This is a genomic window from Chryseobacterium joostei, assembly GCF_003815775.1.
GTDB classification, from domain to species: domain Bacteria; phylum Bacteroidota; class Bacteroidia; order Flavobacteriales; family Weeksellaceae; genus Chryseobacterium; species Chryseobacterium joostei.
On sequence record NZ_CP033926.1, the window covers coordinates 4,709,538 to 4,731,702 of the forward strand.

At 34.9% G+C, this 22,165-nt stretch carries 16 protein-coding genes; 12 read left to right on the forward strand and 4 right to left on the reverse strand.

Annotation, left to right across the window (positions count from 1 at the left end; translation table 11 throughout):
• The first annotated feature begins 47 nt into the window (after positions 1–47).
• From EG359_RS21475 to EG359_RS21490, 4 genes are all read left to right on the forward strand, one after another.
• On the forward strand, positions 48–866 hold the full coding sequence (locus tag EG359_RS21475; protein WP_076353868.1) for an undecaprenyl-diphosphate phosphatase: 819 nt from the start codon (positions 48–50) through the stop codon (positions 864–866).
• Positions 867–888: 22 nt separating this feature from the next.
• Positions 889–1,587, forward strand: coding sequence for a tRNA pseudouridine(55) synthase TruB (truB, locus tag EG359_RS21480; RefSeq protein ID WP_076353870.1), 699 nt, complete (start codon positions 889–891; stop codon positions 1,585–1,587).
• Positions 1,588–1,666: 79 nt separating this feature from the next.
• Positions 1,667–2,389 (forward strand): 23S rRNA pseudouridine(2604) synthase RluF, encoded by a 723-nt coding sequence (gene rluF, locus EG359_RS21485; RefSeq protein ID WP_076353872.1) that lies wholly within the window; start codon positions 1,667–1,669, stop codon positions 2,387–2,389.
• 169 nt (positions 2,390–2,558) lie between these two features.
• Positions 2,559–3,782, forward strand: a complete 1,224-nt coding sequence (locus tag EG359_RS21490; protein WP_076353874.1) for a YncE family protein — start codon at positions 2,559–2,561, stop codon at positions 3,780–3,782.
• Positions 3,783–3,895: 113 nt separating this feature from the next.
• Here EG359_RS21490 and EG359_RS21495 read toward each other — a convergent pair whose 3' ends face one another.
• A complete protein-coding gene (locus tag EG359_RS21495) occupies positions 3,896–5,125 on the reverse strand; it encodes a helix-hairpin-helix domain-containing protein (RefSeq protein WP_228435036.1) in 1,230 nt (409 codons plus the stop codon).
• A 221-nt stretch (positions 5,126–5,346) separates the two neighbouring features.
• Positions 5,347–5,691, reverse strand: a complete 345-nt coding sequence (locus EG359_RS21500; protein WP_076353881.1) for a MerR family transcriptional regulator — start codon at positions 5,689–5,691, stop codon at positions 5,347–5,349.
• Between the two features lie 177 nt (positions 5,692–5,868).
• Here EG359_RS21500 and EG359_RS21505 point away from each other — a divergent pair, with 177 nt between their 5' ends.
• Both EG359_RS21505 and EG359_RS21510 read left to right on the forward strand, forming a co-directional pair.
• Positions 5,869–8,544, forward strand: a complete 2,676-nt coding sequence (locus EG359_RS21505; RefSeq protein WP_076353883.1) for a zinc-dependent metalloprotease — start codon at positions 5,869–5,871, stop codon at positions 8,542–8,544.
• Positions 8,545–8,675: 131 nt separating this feature from the next.
• Positions 8,676–9,557: an AraC family transcriptional regulator gene (locus EG359_RS21510; RefSeq protein WP_076353885.1), complete on the forward strand. Its 882-nt coding sequence runs from the start codon at positions 8,676–8,678 to the stop codon at positions 9,555–9,557.
• A gap of 29 nt (positions 9,558–9,586) precedes the next feature.
• On the opposite strand, the gene ccoG is transcribed toward EG359_RS21510, so the two are convergent.
• Complete coding sequence (gene ccoG / locus EG359_RS21515; RefSeq protein ID WP_076353887.1) at positions 9,587–11,029, reverse strand: cytochrome c oxidase accessory protein CcoG; 1,443 nt, start codon at positions 11,027–11,029, stop codon at positions 9,587–9,589.
• Positions 11,030–11,286: 257 nt separating this feature from the next.
• Here ccoG and EG359_RS21520 point away from each other — a divergent pair, with 257 nt between their 5' ends.
• Positions 11,287–12,180 (forward strand): SMP-30/gluconolactonase/LRE family protein, encoded by an 894-nt coding sequence (locus tag EG359_RS21520; RefSeq protein ID WP_076353889.1) that lies wholly within the window; start codon positions 11,287–11,289, stop codon positions 12,178–12,180.
• 89 nt (positions 12,181–12,269) lie between these two features.
• Here the strand turns inward: EG359_RS21520 and EG359_RS21525 are convergent, their stop codons facing one another.
• On the reverse strand, positions 12,270–13,577 hold the full coding sequence (locus EG359_RS21525; RefSeq protein WP_076353891.1) for a DEAD/DEAH box helicase: 1,308 nt from the start codon (positions 13,575–13,577) through the stop codon (positions 12,270–12,272).
• Positions 13,578–13,965: 388 nt separating this feature from the next.
• On the opposite strand from EG359_RS21525, the gene rpsA reads away from it, so the two are divergent.
• The 5 genes from rpsA (at position 13,966) to EG359_RS21550 (ending at position 22,120) form a co-directional block, all read left to right on the forward strand.
• Positions 13,966–15,756 (forward strand): 30S ribosomal protein S1, encoded by a 1,791-nt coding sequence (rpsA, locus tag EG359_RS21530; protein WP_076353893.1) that lies wholly within the window; start codon positions 13,966–13,968, stop codon positions 15,754–15,756.
• A gap of 426 nt (positions 15,757–16,182) precedes the next feature.
• Positions 16,183–18,819 (forward strand): T9SS-dependent M36 family metallopeptidase, encoded by a 2,637-nt coding sequence (locus EG359_RS21535; protein ID WP_228435038.1) that lies wholly within the window; start codon positions 16,183–16,185, stop codon positions 18,817–18,819.
• A gap of 128 nt (positions 18,820–18,947) precedes the next feature.
• Complete coding sequence (locus EG359_RS21540; RefSeq protein WP_076353897.1) at positions 18,948–19,934, forward strand: EamA family transporter; 987 nt, start codon at positions 18,948–18,950, stop codon at positions 19,932–19,934.
• An 84-nt stretch (positions 19,935–20,018) separates the two neighbouring features.
• Positions 20,019–21,014: an alpha/beta fold hydrolase gene (locus EG359_RS21545; protein ID WP_076353899.1), complete on the forward strand. Its 996-nt coding sequence runs from the start codon at positions 20,019–20,021 to the stop codon at positions 21,012–21,014.
• A 116-nt stretch (positions 21,015–21,130) separates the two neighbouring features.
• Positions 21,131–22,120, forward strand: coding sequence for a hypothetical protein (locus tag EG359_RS21550; RefSeq protein WP_076353901.1), 990 nt, complete (start codon positions 21,131–21,133; stop codon positions 22,118–22,120).
• Positions 22,121–22,165 lie beyond the last annotated feature (45 nt).

Consider the following 22,165-nt stretch of genomic DNA (forward strand, 5'->3'; position numbering starts at 1 on the left):
TATATTCTGAAGATCCGGATCTCTTAATCTTTTAATTTTTAAAGATTATGGATTTAATCAAAGCAATCATTATTGCCATTGTAGAGGGATTAACAGAATATCTTCCTATTTCTTCTACAGCACACATGGGGTTTACAGCAAATCTTATGGGACTGGAAGAAACAGAATTTTTGAAAATGTTCCAGGTTTCCATTCAGTTTGGAGCAATTTTATCTGTCGTTGTAGCCTATTGGAAAAAGTTTTTCGATTTAAATAATATTCAGTTTTATTTTAAGTTAGCTTTTGCAGTAGTTCCTGCATTGGTTTTAGGATATTTATTCGATGATAAAATTGAAGCTGTTCTTGGAAATCAGATTGCTATTTCTTCAGTATTGGTGCTAGGTGGTGTTATTTTACTATTTGCCGACAAATGGTTTAAGAACCCTAAAATTGATGATGAAAAAGGAATTACAATAAGAAAAGCTATAACCATAGGATTCTGGCAATGTCTTGCAATGATGCCGGGAACAAGCCGTAGTGCTGCATCCATTATTGGAGGAATGACACAGGGGCTTACCAGAAAAGCAGCCGCTGAATTTTCTTTTTTCCTTGCTGTTCCTACCATGTTGGCTGTAACTGTATACTCTGTTTTTGTAAAAACATGGGGAAAGGAAACTGCCAATCCGCAGAAAGGATATGAAATGATTATGGCGTCGCAGGATCATATTATGATCTTTGTAGTAGGGAATGTAGTAGCATTTATTGTAGCACTTATTGCAATCAAGGCTTTCATTGGAGTACTTAATAAGTATGGTTTCAAACCTTGGGGATGGTACCGTATTTTTGTGGGAATAGCTTTACTAATCTATTTTTATTTCTTTAAATAAAAAACATTCATTATATCCATTCATGACTGCTGAAGAACTGAAATCAGGACATATATTTTTATTGGATAAGCCTTTGGACTGGACCTCTTTCCAGGCTGTCAATAAAATGAAATATAAACTTAAAAGGGAATTTGATCTTCCCAAAAAATTTAAAATTGGCCATGCCGGAACTCTGGATCCAAGAGCAACAGGTCTTCTGATTGTATGCTGTGGAAAATTCACTAAAAAGATCCCTGAAATTCAGGATGCTCCTAAGGAATATTGGACAGAGATCAAAATAGGGGTACAAACAGAATCTTATGATACTGAAAAACCGGAAATTCTTCATCAGGATATTTCAAATATCACTGAAGATCAGGTAAAGGAAGTTCTGGAAAAGTTTGTTGGTGAAATTGAACAGAAACCACCGGTTTATTCCGCGATAAAGATTGATGGTGAAAGAGCCTATAATCTGGCAAGGGCAGGAGAGGAAGTAGAGATGAAGTCCAGAAAGACAACCATCCATTATCTTAAAGATATTACAATAGATTTTCCTTTGATAAGCTTTACCGTAGGCTGCTCAAAGGGGACCTACATCAGAAGTCTGGCTCATGATATTGGGCAGGAATTGGGAGTAGGAGCTTATCTTACACAATTAAGACGAACAAAAATTGGCGATTACAAAATTGAAGATGCTACAGATCAGTTTTTAAGCAATGATTTTAGATTTCTGGAATCATGAAAATAAAACTATTTCATGGATTAAACTATGGAGTTATTATTTTCAGTAATAAAAATTATAACGGTTACGGACAAGACTAATGGAAAAGACACGTATCAATAAATATTTATCAGAAGTAGGCTATTGTTCAAGAAGAGCAGCAGATAAACTGTTGGAGGAAGGCCGAATAAAGATTAACGGTAAAATTCCTGAACTTGGAACCAAGGTTTCTGATGATGACTTGGTAGAAGTAGATGGAAAACCTGTCAGAGAACCTCAGGAAAAACCGGTTTATATTGCATTCAATAAACCTGTGGGAATTGTTTGTACTACAGATACTAAACGCGAAAAGAATAATATTGTAGATTATATTAACTATCCCAAAAGGATTTTCCCGATCGGGAGGTTAGATAAGCCAAGTGAAGGACTTATTCTTTTAACCAATGATGGTGATATCGTAAATAAAATTCTACGTGCCAGAAATAATCACGAAAAAGAATATCTGGTGCGTGTAGACAAGCCAATTACTCCTAGGTTTTTGGAGAAAATGAGAAATGGAGTTCCTATCCTCGATACAGTAACTAAAAAATGTGAGGTTGAGAAGATTGATGAAATGAACTTCAGGATTATTCTTACCCAAGGGCTCAACAGACAGATCCGTAGGATGTGCGAATATCTTGGCTACGAAGTAAAAAAGCTAAAGAGAATTCGTATCATGAATATGAAGCTGGATCTTCCAATAGGAAAATGGAGAGATCTTACGGACGAAGAACTTAGTACTCTAAATGATTTGCTGGAAGATTCTAGCAAAACGATCGACTAAGACAAATAATAAACCTTACCATTTTTAATTTCTTACTTTCTAGTAATGCCACTGGAAATGTAATTGAATTGTAGTTATTTAATGATTTTTCACATATTGGTGTAATATATTTTATTTTTCAGAGAAATTATATTATATTTACAATAGACACAACTATAACCAGAAAATCATGAAATTAAAATTTAATACAGTTCTTTTATTTGCTGTTTTAGTAATTTTTACCAATTGTCAAAATGATAACCACAATGGTGAGCAGCCACATGATTCCTCCTTTTACATTGATTACAGAAGTTTAAATGGATTATCAGACGGAATTGCTGTAATAGAGCTAGATCCCGAAGCCCCCAATTTTGGAAATATTAGTAGTAAACTAGAATTGGGTATTGGTGTATTACCACATCACCTTTATTATAGTAATAATGCAAAAAAATTATACACAACTGCTTTAGGGGGTAGTTATCTCTATGAGGTGAAAACGGGAGTAGATCAAAACGGACTGCCAAAATTAATTAGTTCGACGCCTATTGATACGGGGGAGAATACTGTAGGAGAAAATTTATTTTTCACCAATGACGGGAGGTACTTCATGACCTTTATGGGAGGGGCAGGAGGTCCAAAAGATGGTAGTATCGGTGTTTTTAATGCCAATAATAATCATCTTATCAAAACGATTAAAGCACCAATTCAAGATAACCCCAATAAGTTTATAATGTATCCGCATGGTATTTCAATTAATGAAGATAAAGGATTAATGATGGTAACTTCAACCATTCATCCGGATCTTACTACCGGAGTAGGAAATACCTGTACTTTATTAGATCTAAATACCTATGAAATAAAGGAAACTTATCAGGTTGCAGATTCACCAACAGATATGTCTGCTCCTGTTGAGACTTTATTGTTAAGAGGGAAATTTCCACAATACGCCCTTGCTACAACCATGCTTGGAGGTGATATCTGGATTGCTCCCTACAATGCTACAACCAAAAAATACGATGCTTTTAGTAAAGTATTTGACGGAAGCACACAAGGTTTAGGTTGGACTCTTGAAATGTACATTGACGATACAAATAAACTTTATGTGAGTTTTGCAGATCCCGGAAAAGTGCTTGTCTTTGATTTAAGTAATCTTCCTCAACTAAAGTTGTTGAAGACTTTTAACGCAGATAAAGGAGCACATCATATGGCTTTCTTCAAAACCAAATCCGGAAAAGAAGTAGTAGCAGTACAAAATAATTTACTGAATATACCTAACTTAAATTCCGGGACTATTAATATAATTGATATCAACACCGGACAAAATTTAGGGACTGTCAATTTACGTACCCGATACGGAATACTTCCAGAATCAATTGAAGGAACCAATGGTCCCAGCAATTATATGCATCATTAAAATCTAGAATAATATTTCAGGTGATAAACTATTCCAAAAAGTTAGATTTTTTGGAATAGTTTTTACCGGATATAAATTGATATCTGAAGTTCAGTTTTTTATTTTTATCCAGGTTATTTTACGTATAATTTCATCCTTTCCTCATATTCTGGCTTCAACTTTAAAAACTTCCAGATTTTCTTGTCATCGGGATAGGATGTTCGGTAGAAAATGATTTTATCGGCAGAATATTTAAAATAAGGATGATCTTTCAGCCATTCCTCAGGAGCCTCAGTTAAAGAATACCTAGGTACTGTTGAAGCATCCAATGGAGCTATGGAGATTAACTTTTGAACCAGATCTTTATCAATATTATAAGTGGTTAAAATTTGTTGTTTATTCACGAAACCTCTCAATTTCTTTCTAAAACCAATAATTGAACCTGCACTTTTTTCATCCAGTCCAAACTCTATAAGTTGTTTAAAGGTAATCATATTAAGATCGGTTTTTGAAAAATCTGTTTTTTCCTGTTTTACCTCCACAGGATTGAGCTTAATATAAGGTCGCAGTTCCTGAAACTTCTTTGCAGAAATAACAAAGCATTTCTGAATATCGTCTAGATTTTTAAAGCTGCCATGTAGATTTCTGTCACGGTAATTCACAATAGTATTGGCTTGCTTTTCGGAAAAACCCAATGCTTTCCAGCCATCAATATTCATGCTGTTTGGATCAAAGGGATGATATTGTACTTTTATTTTCTCTGGATAGCTAACGAAAGTCTTAAACTTTTCAGGTGTTTTTAAAGGCAATAGTAGATAAGGTTCTAGCTTTCTGTAGTTTTCAGGAGAAATAATAAAACATTCTTTAAACTTCTCTTTGCTGATAAAGCTTCCTCCAAGATAACTTTTGTATTTTAAAATAGCTTCCGACTGCCGTTCACTGAATCCCATTTTTGCCCAGTCATGAGAGGTGAATAAGTCAGGATTAAATTTTCCGGAAACAGAAATTTCTTTCTTTTCAAAATGATTAGAATACTTGGGATTATTTATTTTACCGTTATCAGGAAGAAGAATAAAGGATTCCAGTTCCTTAAATTTTTCCTCCGAAATTGCATAACATTTCTTCAACTGTTCTTTTGAGGTAAAAGTTCCACCCACCACATCCTTATATTTAAGAATTGTGATGATCTGTTTTTCAGAAAACCCAAGTTTCTCCCATTGCTCTTTATTTAAGACATTAGGATCAAAATCTGATACGTTTTTAGGAATCGAGGATCCGGCAATAAATTTTATATCAGGGAAAGGATCTCTGCTTCTGCTGGTATATTTCTGAAAAATCAATAGAATGGTCAATAAAATAACCATAAAAGCCAATTTTTGGTAATAGTTTTTTCTCATCATATGGTAAACATATCGATAAAAACAAAACGGGGCAATGGCGACAGGTGAATTGGTTAATTTTAGAATATAAAATAAGTGTAATTTATTTAAAATTACACTTTTATATCCTTAATTTAGAATTGTTTAAAGACGATCTGAACTAGAAAAACAAGGAATATCCTTTTCGAATATTTGAGCTTGAAGAGTTATTCAGAATCTCTTTCTCCTAAAGATTCTTTCAATTTTAAAAGTTCAGCTTTTACAAATTCAAGACGATCAATAATGGTAATTGTTTCGGAAATTTTACTGTTGGTAGTTAAAGCAACACGTGCTCCATCCAGAGTATATCCCTTTTCTTTCACCAAATGGTAAATCATTTGCAGGTTTTTGATGTCTTCAGGAGTGAAGTATCGGTTTCCTTTTCTGTTTTTTTTAGGTTTAATGATAGGAAATTCCTGTTCCCAATAACGTATTAATGAAGTATTTACATCGAATGCCTTGGCTACTTCTCCTATAGAGTAATACAGTTTATCAGGTAAGTTTATTTTCATTTTAATGACTCCTAAACTTCAAAGATAAAAATTTTTTAAATCATTCTCCAAATATATCTTTCAAAGGATTAGAAAGGTTTTGGGTTGAAATATTAATTTTTTATTCATAATTATGTGAAAAAAAACTAATATCTGTTTTTTTTATGTAATTTCGTGAAACACAAAACTTATTATGACATGAAACATTATTTCTTTATTTTGTCACTGATGATTCCATTTTTAGGGTTTTCTCAGTGGACAAGAACTGAGCTTAGGTCTCAAAATGTAAAAAAATCACAAGAAAAATTAGAATTTGCAGGGCTTTACACACTGAATACAGATCAGCTGAAGCAAGCCTTAAAAAATGCACCAGCGCGCTTTTCAAATGACAAAGGAGTGATTGTGACACTTCCTACGTCTAATGGGAGACTGGAGAAATTCCAGGTTTGGGAGTTTTCCAATATGGCTCCGGAATTACAAGCCAAGTTTCCTGATATTAAATCTTATGTAGGAACAGCATTAGAAGACCCTACAGTATATTTAAGATTCAGCTTATCTCCGGTTGGGTTTTCTTCTATGATAACACGTTCCGGTATATCAGAATTTATTGAACCTTATACTGAGGACAGAACGGTTTATGCTGTTTTTGATTCCAATGCAAGAAGAGGGCAGGATAAAGAGCCTTTTGAATGTGCTACACCCAGCAAGCAGGAATTAAACAAATCTGAAAAAAAAAACAATGCTGCCAATAGAAGAACAGCAGGGTTTAATGTTTTCAGGCTTGCCATTACCTGTACAGGGGAATATGCTCAGTATCATCTGACGGCTGCGGGAACACCTGCTACAGCAACGGAAGCTCAGAAGAAAGGAGTGGTTCTAGCAGCGATGAATGCATCTTTAACACGTTTGAACAGTGTTTTTGAAAAAGATCTTTCTTTTCATTTTAATCTGGTTGCTAATAATGATGCGATAATTTATATAGATCCAGCTTCAGATCCTTATACCGCATCAGATGAACAGAACCAAGCGGGCCAGACTACGATTACCAATATTATAGGTGCTGCCAATTATGATATGGGGCACATTTTTGATAGAGAAGACGGAAACGGATATGCTCCCGGAGATATTTGCGACGATGCTTCTAAGGCTATGGGATGGACAGCCAGTAATTTCCCTGAGGGAGATGGCTTTGATATTGACTATGTAGCTCATGAAATGGGACATCAACTAGGTGCTAATCATTCATTCAGTTATAGTGCAGCATCTGGAAACCTAGCTTCATTGGTGGAGCCGGGTAGTGGATCTACTATCATGGCTTATACAGGAATTACAGCCAATTATGATGTGCAATTCAATTCCAATGATTATTTTCATGGGTTTAGTGTACAAGAGATCAAAGACAGAATAAATAGTATTGCCTGTGGTGTAAACACTCCTTTTTCGAATCCTGCACCATCGGTGAATGCCGGAGCAGATTATACCATTCCAAAATCTACGGCATTTGTACTCAAAGGAACTTCAACAGATGCAAATACTGCTTCTTATACTTATACATGGGAACAAATGGATTCAGGTTCTTCTCAGACCGGATCTAATTCAATTCCTTATCTAAATAAACCAACGGGTCCTACGTTCAGATCTTTGAATCCAGTAAGTACTCCCGTAAGATATTTCCCTGACTTTAATAAAGTTTTAGCAGGTGTTCTTACTACAAAATGGGAAACTGTTTCAGGAGTAGGACGAAATCTTAACTTTGCATTGACTGTAAGAAATAATAGTATTGCAGCTCCCCAAACAAGTAATGATGCAATGTCAATAGTTGTAGATGCAGCTTCAGGACCATTTAAAGTTACTGCTCCTGCATTTGGACAGTCTGCAACTTCAGGTTCAGTATTCAATGTGGTATGGGATGTAGCTAATACAGCCCAGGCACCTGTGAGTACTGCTAATGTAAATATTAAATTATCTAAAGACGGGGGACAAACCTTTACTACTATTGCAGCCAATACGCCTAATGACGGAAGTGAACAAATTACAATTCCGGCAGGTTCTACTTCTGCCAATGCATTTATTATGGTAGAAGCAGTAGGAAATATTTATTATGCTGTAAGTCCTAGCTTTGTGATTGATTATACAGTAGAAGGGGAAGCCTGTACAACATATACTTATGGGGGTCCTGTTGTGGCTATTAAAGATGGCCCTGGAGGAGATGCTGCTATTGCATCACCTCCAGTCTCCGCTCCTTTGACGGTTAATAATCCAGGAATCATTACTAAAATTAAGGTAACACCTTCCATTACGCATACCTATGTAAAAGACCTGTCAGTTGGAATAGAGGGACCTATGGGAACATCTGCTCTTGTCTGGAATAGACAATGTACTTCTCAGGATAATATCATTGCGACTTTCAGCGATGCGGGAGCTGCAGCGACTTGTGCTACACCTATTCAAGGAGAAGTGAAGTCTAATGAAGCACTTGGAGTTTTTATAGGACATCCGGCACAAGGACAATGGAAGTTATTTGCTTCTGATAATTATACGGGGGATACGGGAAATATTAATGGTTGGAGTCTTCAAGTATGTACCCGTACTACTCAGACTTTAGGAACCAAAGAGATTTCTTCTCCTTTAGCGGATGATATTAAAATTTATCCTAATCCAACTGATGGCAAATTCTTTATCAAATCTCAAAATATAAAAGGAGAATTGAAAGTAACAATGTTTGACTCAAGTGGAAGATTAATTTATTCTTCAGCTTACCAAAGTGAAGGTAACAATACCAAAGAATTTAATGTAAATGCACCTAAAGGAGTATATGTAATTAGCATCAATTCTTCAAAAGGAATATATAACAGTAAATTGATTATAAAATAAGAATCATTAAACTTTATAAAAAAGGATCGGCAGCTGTCGGTCCTTTTTTCATGTTGAAACTTGTCATTTGACTTTATTTATAGTACTTTTATGCATCGTTTAATCAATCACTTTCCTTATTAAAACATAGGATGAACTCTATTTCCGTTCTTCATATTGATCTTTTTCAGAATGGTAAGAATCCTTCGGATTTTTATTTTAATACCATGAAAAACCACCTTGTTGTGGGACACAGGCATATAGAGAGACCCCACAGGCATGATTTTTATGCTGCAGTTCTTTTTACAGGAGGGAACGGTGCTCATGAGATTGATTTTCAAAAATATGAGGTTTCAGAGGGAAGTCTTTTCTTTCTGTCACCCGGGCAAATTCATAGTTGGGAACTTTCTGCGGATATTGAGGGATATATTTTCTTTTGTTCACAAGAGTTTTATGAAATGCATTATGTAAATCAGAAGCTGAGGAATTTCCCTTTCTTCGGATCCGTATCTTTTCCAAGGAAACTTCAACTGAATACTTTAGAGTTGAAAGAAAACATTCATCTGTTTCAGGAGCTAGGCAAGGAACATTTTTCTAAAAATATTATGAAGAATGGTCTTGTGCTCTCCTTAATGTCACAAATCTTTATTAATGCAACACGATTGTTTTCAAGGGATTTTGATACATTGGCATCCACGGCAGGACTTTCTTACTTTAAACATTATCAGGATTTTGAAAACCTTGTTGAACAACATTTTACAGAACACAAATCTATAGCTTACTATGCAGACTTATTGGGAATTTCATCGAAACATTTGAACAGAATTGTACAGACGGTGGTTCAGAAAACAGCTACAGAAGTCATCACAGAAAGGGTAGTGCTGGAAGCTAAAAGAATGTTGATGTACCTTGATGAAAGCCTTGTGGAAATAGCTTTTAGACTAGGATATGAAGAATATTCCTACTTCGTAAGAGTCTTCCGGAAAAGCTCCGGAATGACCCCTACTCAGTTTATGAGGAAATATAAGGCTTAAGGTTTCAATGGTTAAAGTTTCTATCCAATCTATAATACTAATTTAAACGGACCTTCAAAAGTAGTTTCAAACGAATCCACCAGTTTTCCCTGTTCGTCAAAAACACCAATGACCATGTTTTGCTTAGAGAATTTAATTTTTTCTTCCGGGAAAGAGATATTGATGTTTCCTTTTAGGATCTGGTCTCCTTTCAAAATAATTTTTTCAGAACCAAAATAGGTAATCTCTGCATTTTCAGGACTAACGACTTTAATTGTCAATACCTTTTTCTCGTTAGATTTATTCAGAAGAGTGTAGATAAAAGTATTGGTGATTTTACCGTCTTTAATAAAGAATGTAGAGCCTGCAGGCTTAATGAACTTAGCTTCCATAGATCCACGATCATACATTAAGAACCCAAGGAATCCTACCAGTAAAGCTAAAATTACTGTAGTAGCTTTCATTCTTGGGGTAAAGCTGAATTTCTCACGATTTTCAATTTCTGCTTCCGTTGCATATCGGATAAGACCTTTAGGTAATCCTACTTTTTCCATTACTTTATCGCAGGCATCAATACATGCGGTACAGTTAACGCATTCCAACTGTTGTCCGTGTCTGATATCAATTCCGGTAGGGCACACTACAACACATTGATTACAATCAATACAGTCACCTTTTCCCGTTGCTTTTCTGTCTTCATTATTTCTCCATTTTGAACGGTTTTCACCTCTTTTAAAGTCATAATATACATTAATCGTCTGCTTGTCGATAAGTACCCCCTGAAGTCTTCCATATGGACAAACCAGAGTACAAACCTGCTCACGAAGCCATGCAAATACAAAATAGAATGTCATGGTAAAAAATATCATGGCCGTAAACTTAAGGGAATGCTCTGCCGGACCTTGAGTCATAATGCGGAAAACATCCTCGTAGCCTACAATGTACATAAACATGAAGTGAGAAATGGTGAGTGAAATCAAAAGAAAAACAGACCATTTTGTCAATCTTTTTCTTATTTTTTCTGCATCCCATTCCTGTCTGTCCAGTTTCATCTGCTTATTTCTGTCTCCCTCTATCCAATATTCTATTTTACGGAATACCATTTCCATAAATAAGGTTTGCGGACAAAGCCAGCCACAGAATATTCTTCCGAAAACTACAGTGAACAGCATCACAAAGATTACTGACGTTACAGCTCCTAGTGCAAGGATGAAAAAGTCCTGCAGATAAAAGGGTTGCCCAAGGATAAAGAATCTTCCGTCGATAACATTAATGAGCAGAAAAGGATTATTATTAATCTTTATAAAAGGCAAGACAAAAAATAAAGCAAGTAAAACATAGCTGGTATAATTTCTATAATTCGTGTATTTACCTTTTGGTTTTCTGGGGAATATCCATTTTCTTTTTCCAGTCTCATCCATTGTTCCCACTGAATTTCTGAAATCTTCATTTTCAATCTCCAAGGATTTGGTGTTGTTGGACTCTGCGCTCATTATTGTATGCTATAAAAGTATTTTGGTAATATTTTTCATTCAGATCAGCCTCATTTTTACAATGGCTTTTATATGAAAAAAAGTTACTGATTCTGTTACTGCAAAGCTCAGAATTATATTGATAAACTACTAATATGATCTACTTCAAAAATAGTACAATTAGGACATTGTGTATTTTAAAGATTAATGTTTCAAAATGAGAAAATATTTTTGAAACCCATTAAGCATGTCGTAAATTGCAGGTTTAAAAATGAAGTATGAAGAATATCTGTAAAATAGGACTGATTGGTTTGGTTTTCGCATTAGTAAACTGCCAATCAGTAAAAAGTAGTAAAATGTTTTATGGAGGAGTAAAACCGGAAATGGTTTCGGATAAGTTTAGCTTTACAGAAGGTCCATCAACGGATAAAGAGGGGAATGTCTATTTTACGGATCAACCCAACGATAAAATTTATTATTGGGACTGGAAAACCAATAAGGTAATAGAGTTTTTAGACAAAACAGGACGTGCCAACGGAACCCATTTTGATAAGGATGATTTTCTGATTACCTGTTCAGATGATCAGGGAGAAATCTGGAAAATATCAAAGGATAAAAAAGTAGAAGTTTTGTTCAAAGGATTTGAAGGGAAAAGACTGAATGGTCCCAATGACGTTTGGAATGATTCCTTTGGAGGAATGTATTTTACAGATCCTTTATATGAGAGAGAGTATTGGGTAGGTTTTAAGCAGGAGATCTCCAATAAAAGTCTCTATTACAGAAATAAAGCTGGTAAGATTACTAAGCTCGAAACATTCACACAGCCCAATGGGATTGTAGGAAGTGAAACCCTGAAAAAATTATACGTATCTGATATTGATGCAGGAAAAACCTATGTGTATGATATTTTAGGAGAAGGAAAGCTATCGGAGAAAAAATTATTCTGTGAAATGGGTTCAGATGGAATGACTCTGGATAAACACGGAAATCTTTATTTAACCGGAGATGGAGTATCTGTTTTTGACCGTTCCGGAAAGAAAATTTATCACATTTCTATCCCTGAAAAATGGACGTCTAATGTGACTTTCGGAGGAGAAAATAATGATGTCTTATTCATTACTGCTTCAAAGTCTGTTTATACTTTTCCAACTAAAGTAAGAGGTGTAAAGTAAATGTGCTGAAAAATTTACCACAAAAAAAGCCACATAAGCATTGAAAAACTTTTGTGGCTTTTGTTATTTATAAAGATGCTGCTCTGCTTCTAATAAGCAACTTCCATTTTTACTTTCTTACCTTTCAGTTTTTCATTCTGAAGTTTTCTCAAAAGAGTGTTTACTTTATTTCTGGAAACCGCTACGTATGAGGTCGTATCTTTCACTTCGATAATACCAACATCTTCTTTCTGCAGTTCTCCCTTTTTAAGAAGGTATCCTACAATGTCAACCTTATTTACCTTGTCTTTTTTTCCGGCACTGATATAAATGGTTTGAAAAGGTGTTTTCTCAGGAACTTTATTGAAACCGGCTACACTTTCTTCCGGAGTATTGTTTTTAATGAATGGGAAATTTTCTTCCGCAGTCATGATCAGGTAAGCAAAACCTTTTGCATTCATTCTGGCAGTACGCCCATTTCTATGAATGAAGGCATCTTCTTTTGGAGGCAGTTGATAATGAACAATAGATTCAACTTCAGGAACATCTAAACCTCTTGATGCCAGATCTGTTGTAATTAAAATTCTTGCAGAATCATTTCTGAATTTTAGTAAAGCACGTTCTCTTTCGTCCTGCTCCATTCCGCCATGAAATGTTTCTCTATCAATTCCTTTTTCACGCAGAAGCTCAGAGATCCTGTCAACAGCTTCACGGTGATTACAGAAAATCAGTGTTCTTTTGTTTCCTATTTTACAGATCAAGTTAAAAAGCGTGTCCAGCTTCTCTTCAGAAATGGTCATTACTTTTCGTAATTGAATATCTGGCTTTACTTCACTTAATTTTAGAAAATCAACAAGTTTTTCGTTCTTTAAGCCTGTGAACTTTGGAATTTCATCCATCGTTGTTGCAGAAGTAAGAATGCGTTGTGATAACCCTTTCAGGGAATTGGAAATATATTCCATATCCTCATGAAAGCCTAATTCTAAAGCCTTGTCAAATTCATCTAAAACTAACGTCTGAATTGTTTTCGGATCAAAATTATTATTTCTTAGATGATAGACAACTCTTCCCGGAGTTCCTATTAAAACTGCTGGAGCTTCAATTAAATTATTAACCTCAATCTTTTTATCATGCCCGCCGTAGCAAACAGAAACCTTAAAGTCTGATCCCATAGCCTTAAAAACCTGTTCAATCTGCAAGGCTAGTTCTCTTGCAGGAACTAAAATTAAAGCCTGAATTCCTGAGGTATCTTTTTTCAGATTTCTAAGAACAGGAAATAAAAATGCAAGTGTTTTTCCTGATCCTGTAGGAGAGAGCAGGACAACGTCTTGTTGGTTTTCTGTAGCTTTATAGGTAGATTTCTGCATTTGATTCATATCCTGAATCTGCAGTTTTTGATAGATTGATTGTAGTTCCATGGTGCAAAGATAATGATTTTAGATGGTAGGTTGCAGATAGTAGTGACGGGTAATAGGTTATATAAATTAGTACGACTTTATTTCATATCCTATATATATTAGGTATTAAGATAACATTTAAAGGGTGAAAAATCTGATGAATGGTATGCGGTATCTTGCTCCTTGTTTCTTGGTTGATCTAATAGTAGGTGTTGACTTTCAGTTATTTATGGGGTGATTTCATAAATGAAAAATCTTTGGTTATCTCAAATAAAAATAATACCTTTGCATCCACTTTTGTGGCGAAAAGGTTTGATGAGTAAAATACTTATAATTAATTACTTCCATATTTTTTAATCCGCATTTATTCAAACCGTTAAAAAAGAAGGAATACAAATTTTATTAGAAAATGTCAAAAGAGACAAATTCAGCAGAGGTTTTATTAAACCAAAACGTAACTCCAGAACAATTTGATTGGGATTCATTTGAATCAGGTCTTGATGCAGATGCGAGAAAAGAAAAAAGTGATTTAGAAGAAATCTATAACGGATCTCTTAACAGCCTAAACGATAATGACGTTTTAGTTGGTAGAGTTGTAAGATTAACTGACAAAGAAGCTATCGTAGACATCAACTTCAAATCTGAAGGAGTTATCTCTCTAAACGAATTCCGTTACAACCAAGGCCTAAAAGTAGGTGATGAGGTAGAAGTAATGGTTGACAAGAGAGAAGACAAAACTGGTCAATTACAATTATCTCACAGAAAAGCTAGAACGCTTAAAGCTTGGGATAAAGTAAACGAACTTCACGAAACTGGAGAAATCGTTAACGGTTTTGTTAAATCTAGAACTAAAGGTGGTATGATCGTTGACGTTCACGGAATCGAAGCATTCTTACCTGGTTCTCAAATTGACGTTAAGCCAATTAAAGATTACGATCAGTTCGTAGGAAAAACTATGGAGTTCAAAGTTGTGAAAATCAACCCTGAGTTCAAAAACGTAGTGGTTTCTCACAAAGCATTGATCGAAGCAGATATCGAAGGTCAGAAAAAAGAAATCATCGCTCAACTTGAAAAAGGTCAGGTTCTTGAAGGTACTGTTAAGAACATCACTTCTTACGGTGTATTCATTGACTTAGGAGGTGTAGATGGATTGATCCACATTACAGACCTTTCTTGGTCTAGAGTGAACCACCCATCTGAAATCCTAGAGGACGGACAGACTGTAAAAGTTGTAATCCTTGATTTCGATGATGAGAAAACAAGAATCCAATTAGGTATGAAGCAATTAGAAGCTCATCCTTGGGATGCTCTTTCTGCTGACATGAAAGTTGGAGACAAAGTAAAAGGAAAAGTAGTAGTTCTTGCTGACTATGGTGCATTCGTAGAAATTGCTCCAGGTGTAGAAGGATTAATCCACGTTTCTGAAATGTCTTGGTCTACTCACTTAAGATCTGCTGGAGATTTCGTAAAAGTAGGTGATGAAGTAGAAGCTGAAGTATTAACTTTAGATAGAGAAGAAAGAAAAATTTCTCTTGGTATCAAGCAATTGTCTAAAGATCCATGGGAAAACATCGAAACTAAGTATCCTGTAGGATCTCAGCATGTAGGAACTGTAAGAAACTTCACTAACTTTGGTGTATTCGTAGAGTTAGAAGAAGGTATCGACGGATTAATCTACATCTCTGATCTTTCTTGGACTAAGAAAATCAAGCACCCATCTGAGTTCTGTGCAGTAGGTGATAAATTAGATGTTGTAGTTCTTGAATTAGATATCCAAGCTAGAAGATTATCTCTAGGTCACAAGCAATTGACTGAAAACCCATGGGATAAATTCGAAACTAAATATGCTGAGGGAACTATCCACGCTGGTAAAGCTGTAGAAGTTCACGATAAAGGAGCTTCTGTACAATTCGAAGATGCTGAGGTTGAAGCTTTCTGTCCTTCAAGATTATTAGAGAAAGAAGATGGATCTAAAATCAAGAAAGGTGAAGATGCTCAATTCAAAGTAATTGAATTCAACAAAGAATTCAAGAGAGTTGTAGTTTCTCACACAGGTATCTTCAGAGACGAAGAAAAGAAAAACGTTAAAGAATCTTCTTCTAGAAACGTATCTTCTTCTTCAAACAACGAAGAAAGATCTACTCTTGGAGACATCGATGCATTAGCAGAGTTGAAAAGAAAAATGGAAGAAGGTAAATAATCCTTAAACCATTTATAAATAGGGAGCCGCTCATTTGAGCGGCTTTTTTTGTTTTTTATTGTAACAAAGTTAATCTATGGAATAGCTATCATTTACAGCTAGATTTGTAACCCAACATTGAGAATTTTAAACTTAAAACAAGGGAAAAGATTTGGAAAACGTCTTAAAATTTAAAGGAAATATTATTAAAACTTAAATTTTTTCTTCAACAGAAATATTATGATTTAAGGAAATAAATAAATTCAGAATTGTAGCTAAACATCCTATTGTAGGCATCTTATTGAATTTCTATTCTTTGGATTGTGAAATATTAAATTACAATTAAAACGATGTGTTTTTTATTTTGTGGTTTTTTTTGAAATTTCAGCAAATAAAATACGTTTTTGTTTGCTAATTATTTGTAGATTAGTGGCTTTAATAATGGATATGAAAAATAAAACTCTACCTATTTTATTTGCCGTTTTTTCTGTATTTCCGGCTATTGTTTTCGGACAAGATAATGAAAGGCTTATTAAAGATTATATTTCTCAAAATAGAATAAGAGAATATAAGAAGTCTGATCTCAATAATTTTATTGTTGATAATGTAGATCAGTCAAAATCGTTAAATGGTAATGTTGTGAAGCTGATACAGACCTATAATGGTTTACCGGTCTATAGTTCAGTAGCAACAGCTCTTATTAAGGATAATAAAGTAACATATTATACGGATAATTTTGTAAAAGACTATGTTGCAGCTTCGCCTAAAAATGCTTCAATAAGCGAGAGAATAGCACTTCAAAAAATTGCATCTGATTTAGGAAATGATAAAATTTCAACTCTTCCGATAATAAGTTTTTTTGAGAAAGGCTCTGATAGATTATTTTCGGCTAAGCAAAGACTTGTTTACGTAAATAATAAAAATAAGGACCTTCGTTTAGCTTACGAATTTTTGTTTAAAGAACCAGATGCTGTTGACTCTTGGAGTATTCTGATAGATGCTAATAATGGGGAAGTTATTAGTAAAATTAATCTGAATGTTTCCTGTAACTTTCACGATGATGCCTATGGACATAGTGAAAGTCAGGTAAATGTTATGCCACAACAGCGTGATTTTTATATTCATGATAATATCCAAAAAAAGAATATGTTGTTTCTAGCTCCGGATAATGCGTCTTATAACGTATTCCCGTTGCCAATTGAAGCACCCACTTTTGGTCCGCGTTCTATAGTTAATAATCCTTGGATCTTAGCATCTTCACCTGAAGGCTGGCATTCTAATGGGACTAACCATTACACGATCACGAGAGGCAATAACGTATATGCTTACGATGATAAAGATAATGATGAAGCTACTTTTGGAACTTCACCTGATGGGGGGGCAACAAGAAATTTTAATTTTGCTTACGACGCCAATGGCTTAACATATAATAATTTATCTGCGGCTACTACCAACTTGTTTTATATCAGTAACATGATACATGATATATTTTATAAGTTTGGTTTTACTGAGCCTGCAAGAAATTTCCAAAGTAATAATTTTGGCAACGGAGGATTAGATGATGATGAAGTTTTTGCCCAGTCTCAGGATGGGAAAGGGTTTAATAATGCAAATTTCGCTACTGGCCCAGATAATTATAACCCTGTAATGCAAATGTATCTTTGGTTAGGATCTAATAGAAAAGCATGGTATAATACACCTGCAGATGCTACTTCTAGAATAGTAGATGCTGGAATAGCTCAGTTTGGTTCTCAGCTTAATGATATAGGAATTACAGGAGATGTTAAATTATCAAGTGTGTTGGATGCTTGTACCGCTCTTCCTGCGGGTGAATTAACGGGTAAGATCGCCTTAATTCAAAGAGGAACATGTGGTTTTGCTGTGAAAGTTAAAAATGCTCAATTAGCTGGAGCTATAGGAGCTATTATCTATAACAATTCGGTAAACGGTGCTAACATTGGTAATATGGCAGGAGATGGAGTTATTTCTCCAACAGTTACAATACCTTCAATATTAATTACTGAAGCTGAGGGTATATTTATGAAAGATAAACTCACAGCAAATATATCCGTAAATACTACATTGAAAGCTGATACGAAATATGATGGAAGCTTTGATAATGGTATTGTTACGCATGAGTATGGCCATGGAATATCCAACAGATTAACTGGAGATGGCTATACCTGTCTAAATGCTAGACCTTATGGTACTAATACCACCTATTCTAAAGAACAAATGGGTGAAGGGTGGTCGGACTTCTTTGCTTTGATGGTGACTAACAAACCTGGAGATAATTCTTCTGTAGCAAGAGGGATAGGAACTTACCCGATAGGGCAGCCAATAACAGGTGTTGGGATTAGACCAGCAAAATATTCTCCAGATTTCTCAGTTAATGGATTTACCTATGGTGATACAAATGGATTAGAGTATGCTGATGGTACTGAAATGGTTGCAGATTCACATTCTATCGGATTTATATGGGCATCAATGCTATGGGATCTTCATTGGAAATATGTTGAAAAATATGGGTATTCATCGGATGTAACAGCTAATGCTACAAACGGAAGTTCTAAAGTATTGCAGTTGATTGTTGACGGACTTAAGCTACAGACTTGTGATCCTACCTTTATTGACGGAAGAAATGCAATATTAGCAGCAGAGCTGGCAGCAACAGAGGGTCAGGATAAATGTATGATATGGAAGGTCTTTGCAAAAAGAGGTTTAGGAGTAAATGCTTCTGCAGGACTTAAAACAGATATTAACGATCAGGTAGAAAATTTTGATGTACCGGCAGCGTGCGCTTCACTTGGAACTGATGAAGTTACTTCTATCAAAGACAACAAAATCTCTATCTATCCAAACCCTGCAAGAGACGAGTTTTATATTACATTTCCAAGTAAGACTCTTGGTAAAGTAAGCGTAGAACTTTATGATATGTCTGGTAAACTAGTATCTTCTGAAGATAAAATTTCACCGGAAGCTAAAAAAGCAATTTCTACAAATCGTTTAGTTAACGGTACCTATATGGTAAAAGTGAAAGGACTTGGTTTTGAAGCCAATTCAAAAGTGATTGTTAAAAAATAACTAACTTATATAATCAATTTTAGAAATCGCCACAAGCAAAGCTTGTGGCGATTTTATTTATCTATCATAGTTACTCCTTAAGGCATTTTAATTTATATGTTGTAACTTTGCAGGCTGTTAAAAAAATTATGAAGAAGAAAAATATACTAAAAGGTGTTTTATTTGTAGGGATTGGAGCTAGTATATACGGTATGTTGGCCACTTTTGTGAAAATGGCTTATCATGATGGTTTTACAACCTCTGAAGTTACAACCTCCCAATTCGTATTAGGTCTTGCAGGACTTTTGATCCTGAATTTTATCCAAACATTAACCTCTAAGCAGAAATTATCACTGCCAAATTCCAAGGAGCTAAGAATGCTTATGCTTGCAGGAACTTCATTGGGAGGAACAAGTTTGTTTTATTATATCGCAGTGCAGTATATCAATGTTTCCATTGCCATTGTATTATTGATGCAATCGGTATGGTTCAGTGTTGTGGTAGAGAGTATTCTTACCAGAAAGCTACCTAATGCAAGAAAAGTGGTTTCTGTTGTTATTGTATTGGCAGGAACGATCTTGGCAACCAATCTTATCAATATGGATATAGAGCTGGATTGGCATGGGGTATTCTGGGGACTAATGGCGGCCGCTTCATATACGTTAACGATGTTTACTTCAAATACGCTGGCTACGCATCTGCCGGTGTTCAGAAAGAGTCTTATTATGTTGACAGGTGGTTCCATTGTTGTTTTTGCATTTCTATTCTTTGCACAGATAGGACCGATGTACTTTGATGGATTAAAAACATTTTATCTGAACTTTACAGACAATACAGAGCATATTCATCCTTTTAATTATTCTATTTTCCTTACCTATGGATTTGTTTTAGCATTGTTTGGAACGATCATCCCTCCAATTTTATTCAATATTGGTTTCCCGAATGCAGGTTTAGGTTTGGGAAGTATTGTTTCATCGCTTGAACTTCCGGTTTCCGTAACGATGGCTTTCGTTTTATTGGGTGAGAAAGTACTTTTAATACAATGGGTAGGAATTATTTTGATCCTTTTTGCTATTGTTTTAATGAACCTTCCGTCCAAAAAAGAGAAAGAAGTTTCAATGGCAGAATTATCTTAGAAAAAATATTTAACTAAAAATAACAGTTGAAAACCGTTCCCTTTGGAGCGGTTTTTTTAATTTTAGGAGCTTAAAGAAAATTCCATGAAGTATTTCAGAAATGTAATGGCGGCAATACTATTAGCAGCTGCACCGGGTTTTATGTATTCGCAGATAAAGCCTTTGGATGCGATGCTTTCAGACTATCAATATCCTTTTGAGGTTCATTTTTTAGATTTGAAATCTCAGGATAATAATTTGAAGATGGCCTATATGGATGTGAAACCACAAAAATCTAATGGGAAAACCATTATGCTTCTTCATGGAAAAAACTTTAATGGGGCCTATTGGGAAAGAACGGCCAAGGATTTATCAGCAAAAGGATTCAGGGTGATTATTCCGGATCAGATTGGGTTTGGAAAGTCTTCAAAACCTCACAGCTATCAGTTTTCTTTTTCACAGTTGGCTGAAAATACAAAATCCATTTTGGATGAGCTGAAGATTGAAAATGCTATTGTTTTAGGACATTCAATGGGAGGCATGGTTGCAACAAGATTTACGTTGCTTTATCCGGAAAGAGTTCAGAAACTTATCTTGGAAAATCCAATTGGACTGGAAGATTATAAAACTTTTGCAGGATACCAAAATATAGATCAGGCCTACCAGTCTGAGCTTAAAAATACAGCGGAAACTTATAAAAACTATCAGTTAAAATTCTACTATGATAATAAATGGAAAGAAGAATATCAACCATGGCTTGATCTTATTGCTGGGTGGACTCTTCATAAGGATTATCCGCAGGTAGCGTGGGATGCTGCTCTTACCACTGATATGATCTATAATCAACCTGTTTGCTATGAATTTAAAAATATAAAAATACCCACCTTGCTTATCATTGGAACAAGAGACAGAACAGCTATAGGGAAAGATAGGGCACCGAAAGAACTTCAACCTAAAATGGGACAATATCAGGAGCTTGGGAAGAAAACCCAACATGAAATCACAGAATCTCAATTGGTAGAACTTGAAAACGTAGGCCATCTTCCTCATATAGAAGTCTATTCTAAGTTTTTTGAGGCTTTATATAATTTTATTAAATAGTTAATTTAGGTGGCAAATAGATAATATTAACTTGCTCTTTGTATTTATTTTTCAAAAGAATCAGATAAAATAGAAATTTATTAACTTTGAGGATATAGAAACACGAGGAGTTAATAATGTCAGAAATAAGATTATCCAAAAAAGAAATACTAGGCAGGCTGAATAGCATCAAAATAAAGCCCTCTGGACTTCAACAGAGAACATATGGTGTGTCTGTGAAATACTTTTCGGGTAATGAAGAAAGTCCATCCAAAAGGATTGATTATACAGTGACAGCCCATCTAAACATAGAATATGGTAAAGGTGTGTTAAGTCTGAATAAAGAAAATATATTTTATAACCATCATGAAGCAGATCAGATCAGTGAGATCATTTCGTCGGCGTTATCTGCAACGGTTTATCCTGTTGAAATAGATCTGAATGAAAAAGGAACAGGAACGGGTGAAATTACCAACTACGACAAGATTTTAGAAAGATGGAATATTCAAAAATCAAAGTTATCCGAAAAGTATAGCAGTGATGATTTGACCGAATTTTTCACCAACTTTGAAAAGAAACTTCAAAATAAAACCTTTATTGAACAGAGTCTGCGTTATGACTGGTATTGGAATCTTTTTTTCCATCCTAAGTTTATCCATTACGGGGATACCAGAAGCGTAACCAGGGATTTATATCTTGCTGTTATTCCATATCAGGAACCTTTGAAGTTTTCAGGAAGACAGACCATCAATAAATTTCCTACAGATTACCATTCTTTTGTGATAGAATTTGAAAGTCTGGAAATATTGGCTCCCGATTATTTTTATCCCAAAGAGCATACCAGGGAAAATCCTTTATTCATGACATTAAAGGTGATTTTTGATCATGATCTGTATCATCATTTTCCCATGCATACAAGAGCCTATTTTGAAGTGTTTTCCAAGGATAGAAAAGGAGTGAAAAGTTTTATTAAAAAAATACAGTATACCCAATACCAGATTGGGGTAGATGAGTACAAAAATAAAGTGCTGGATGAGAGCAGTCCCTTTATTACAGGAGGTCTGGTAAAGGTACCACCTAATAAGTGGGGATTTGATAATTTCGAAAGAATAGAAAATGACTGGTAGAAACCACCAGTTCAATAAAAAGGTTTATTTTTACCAAAACACACC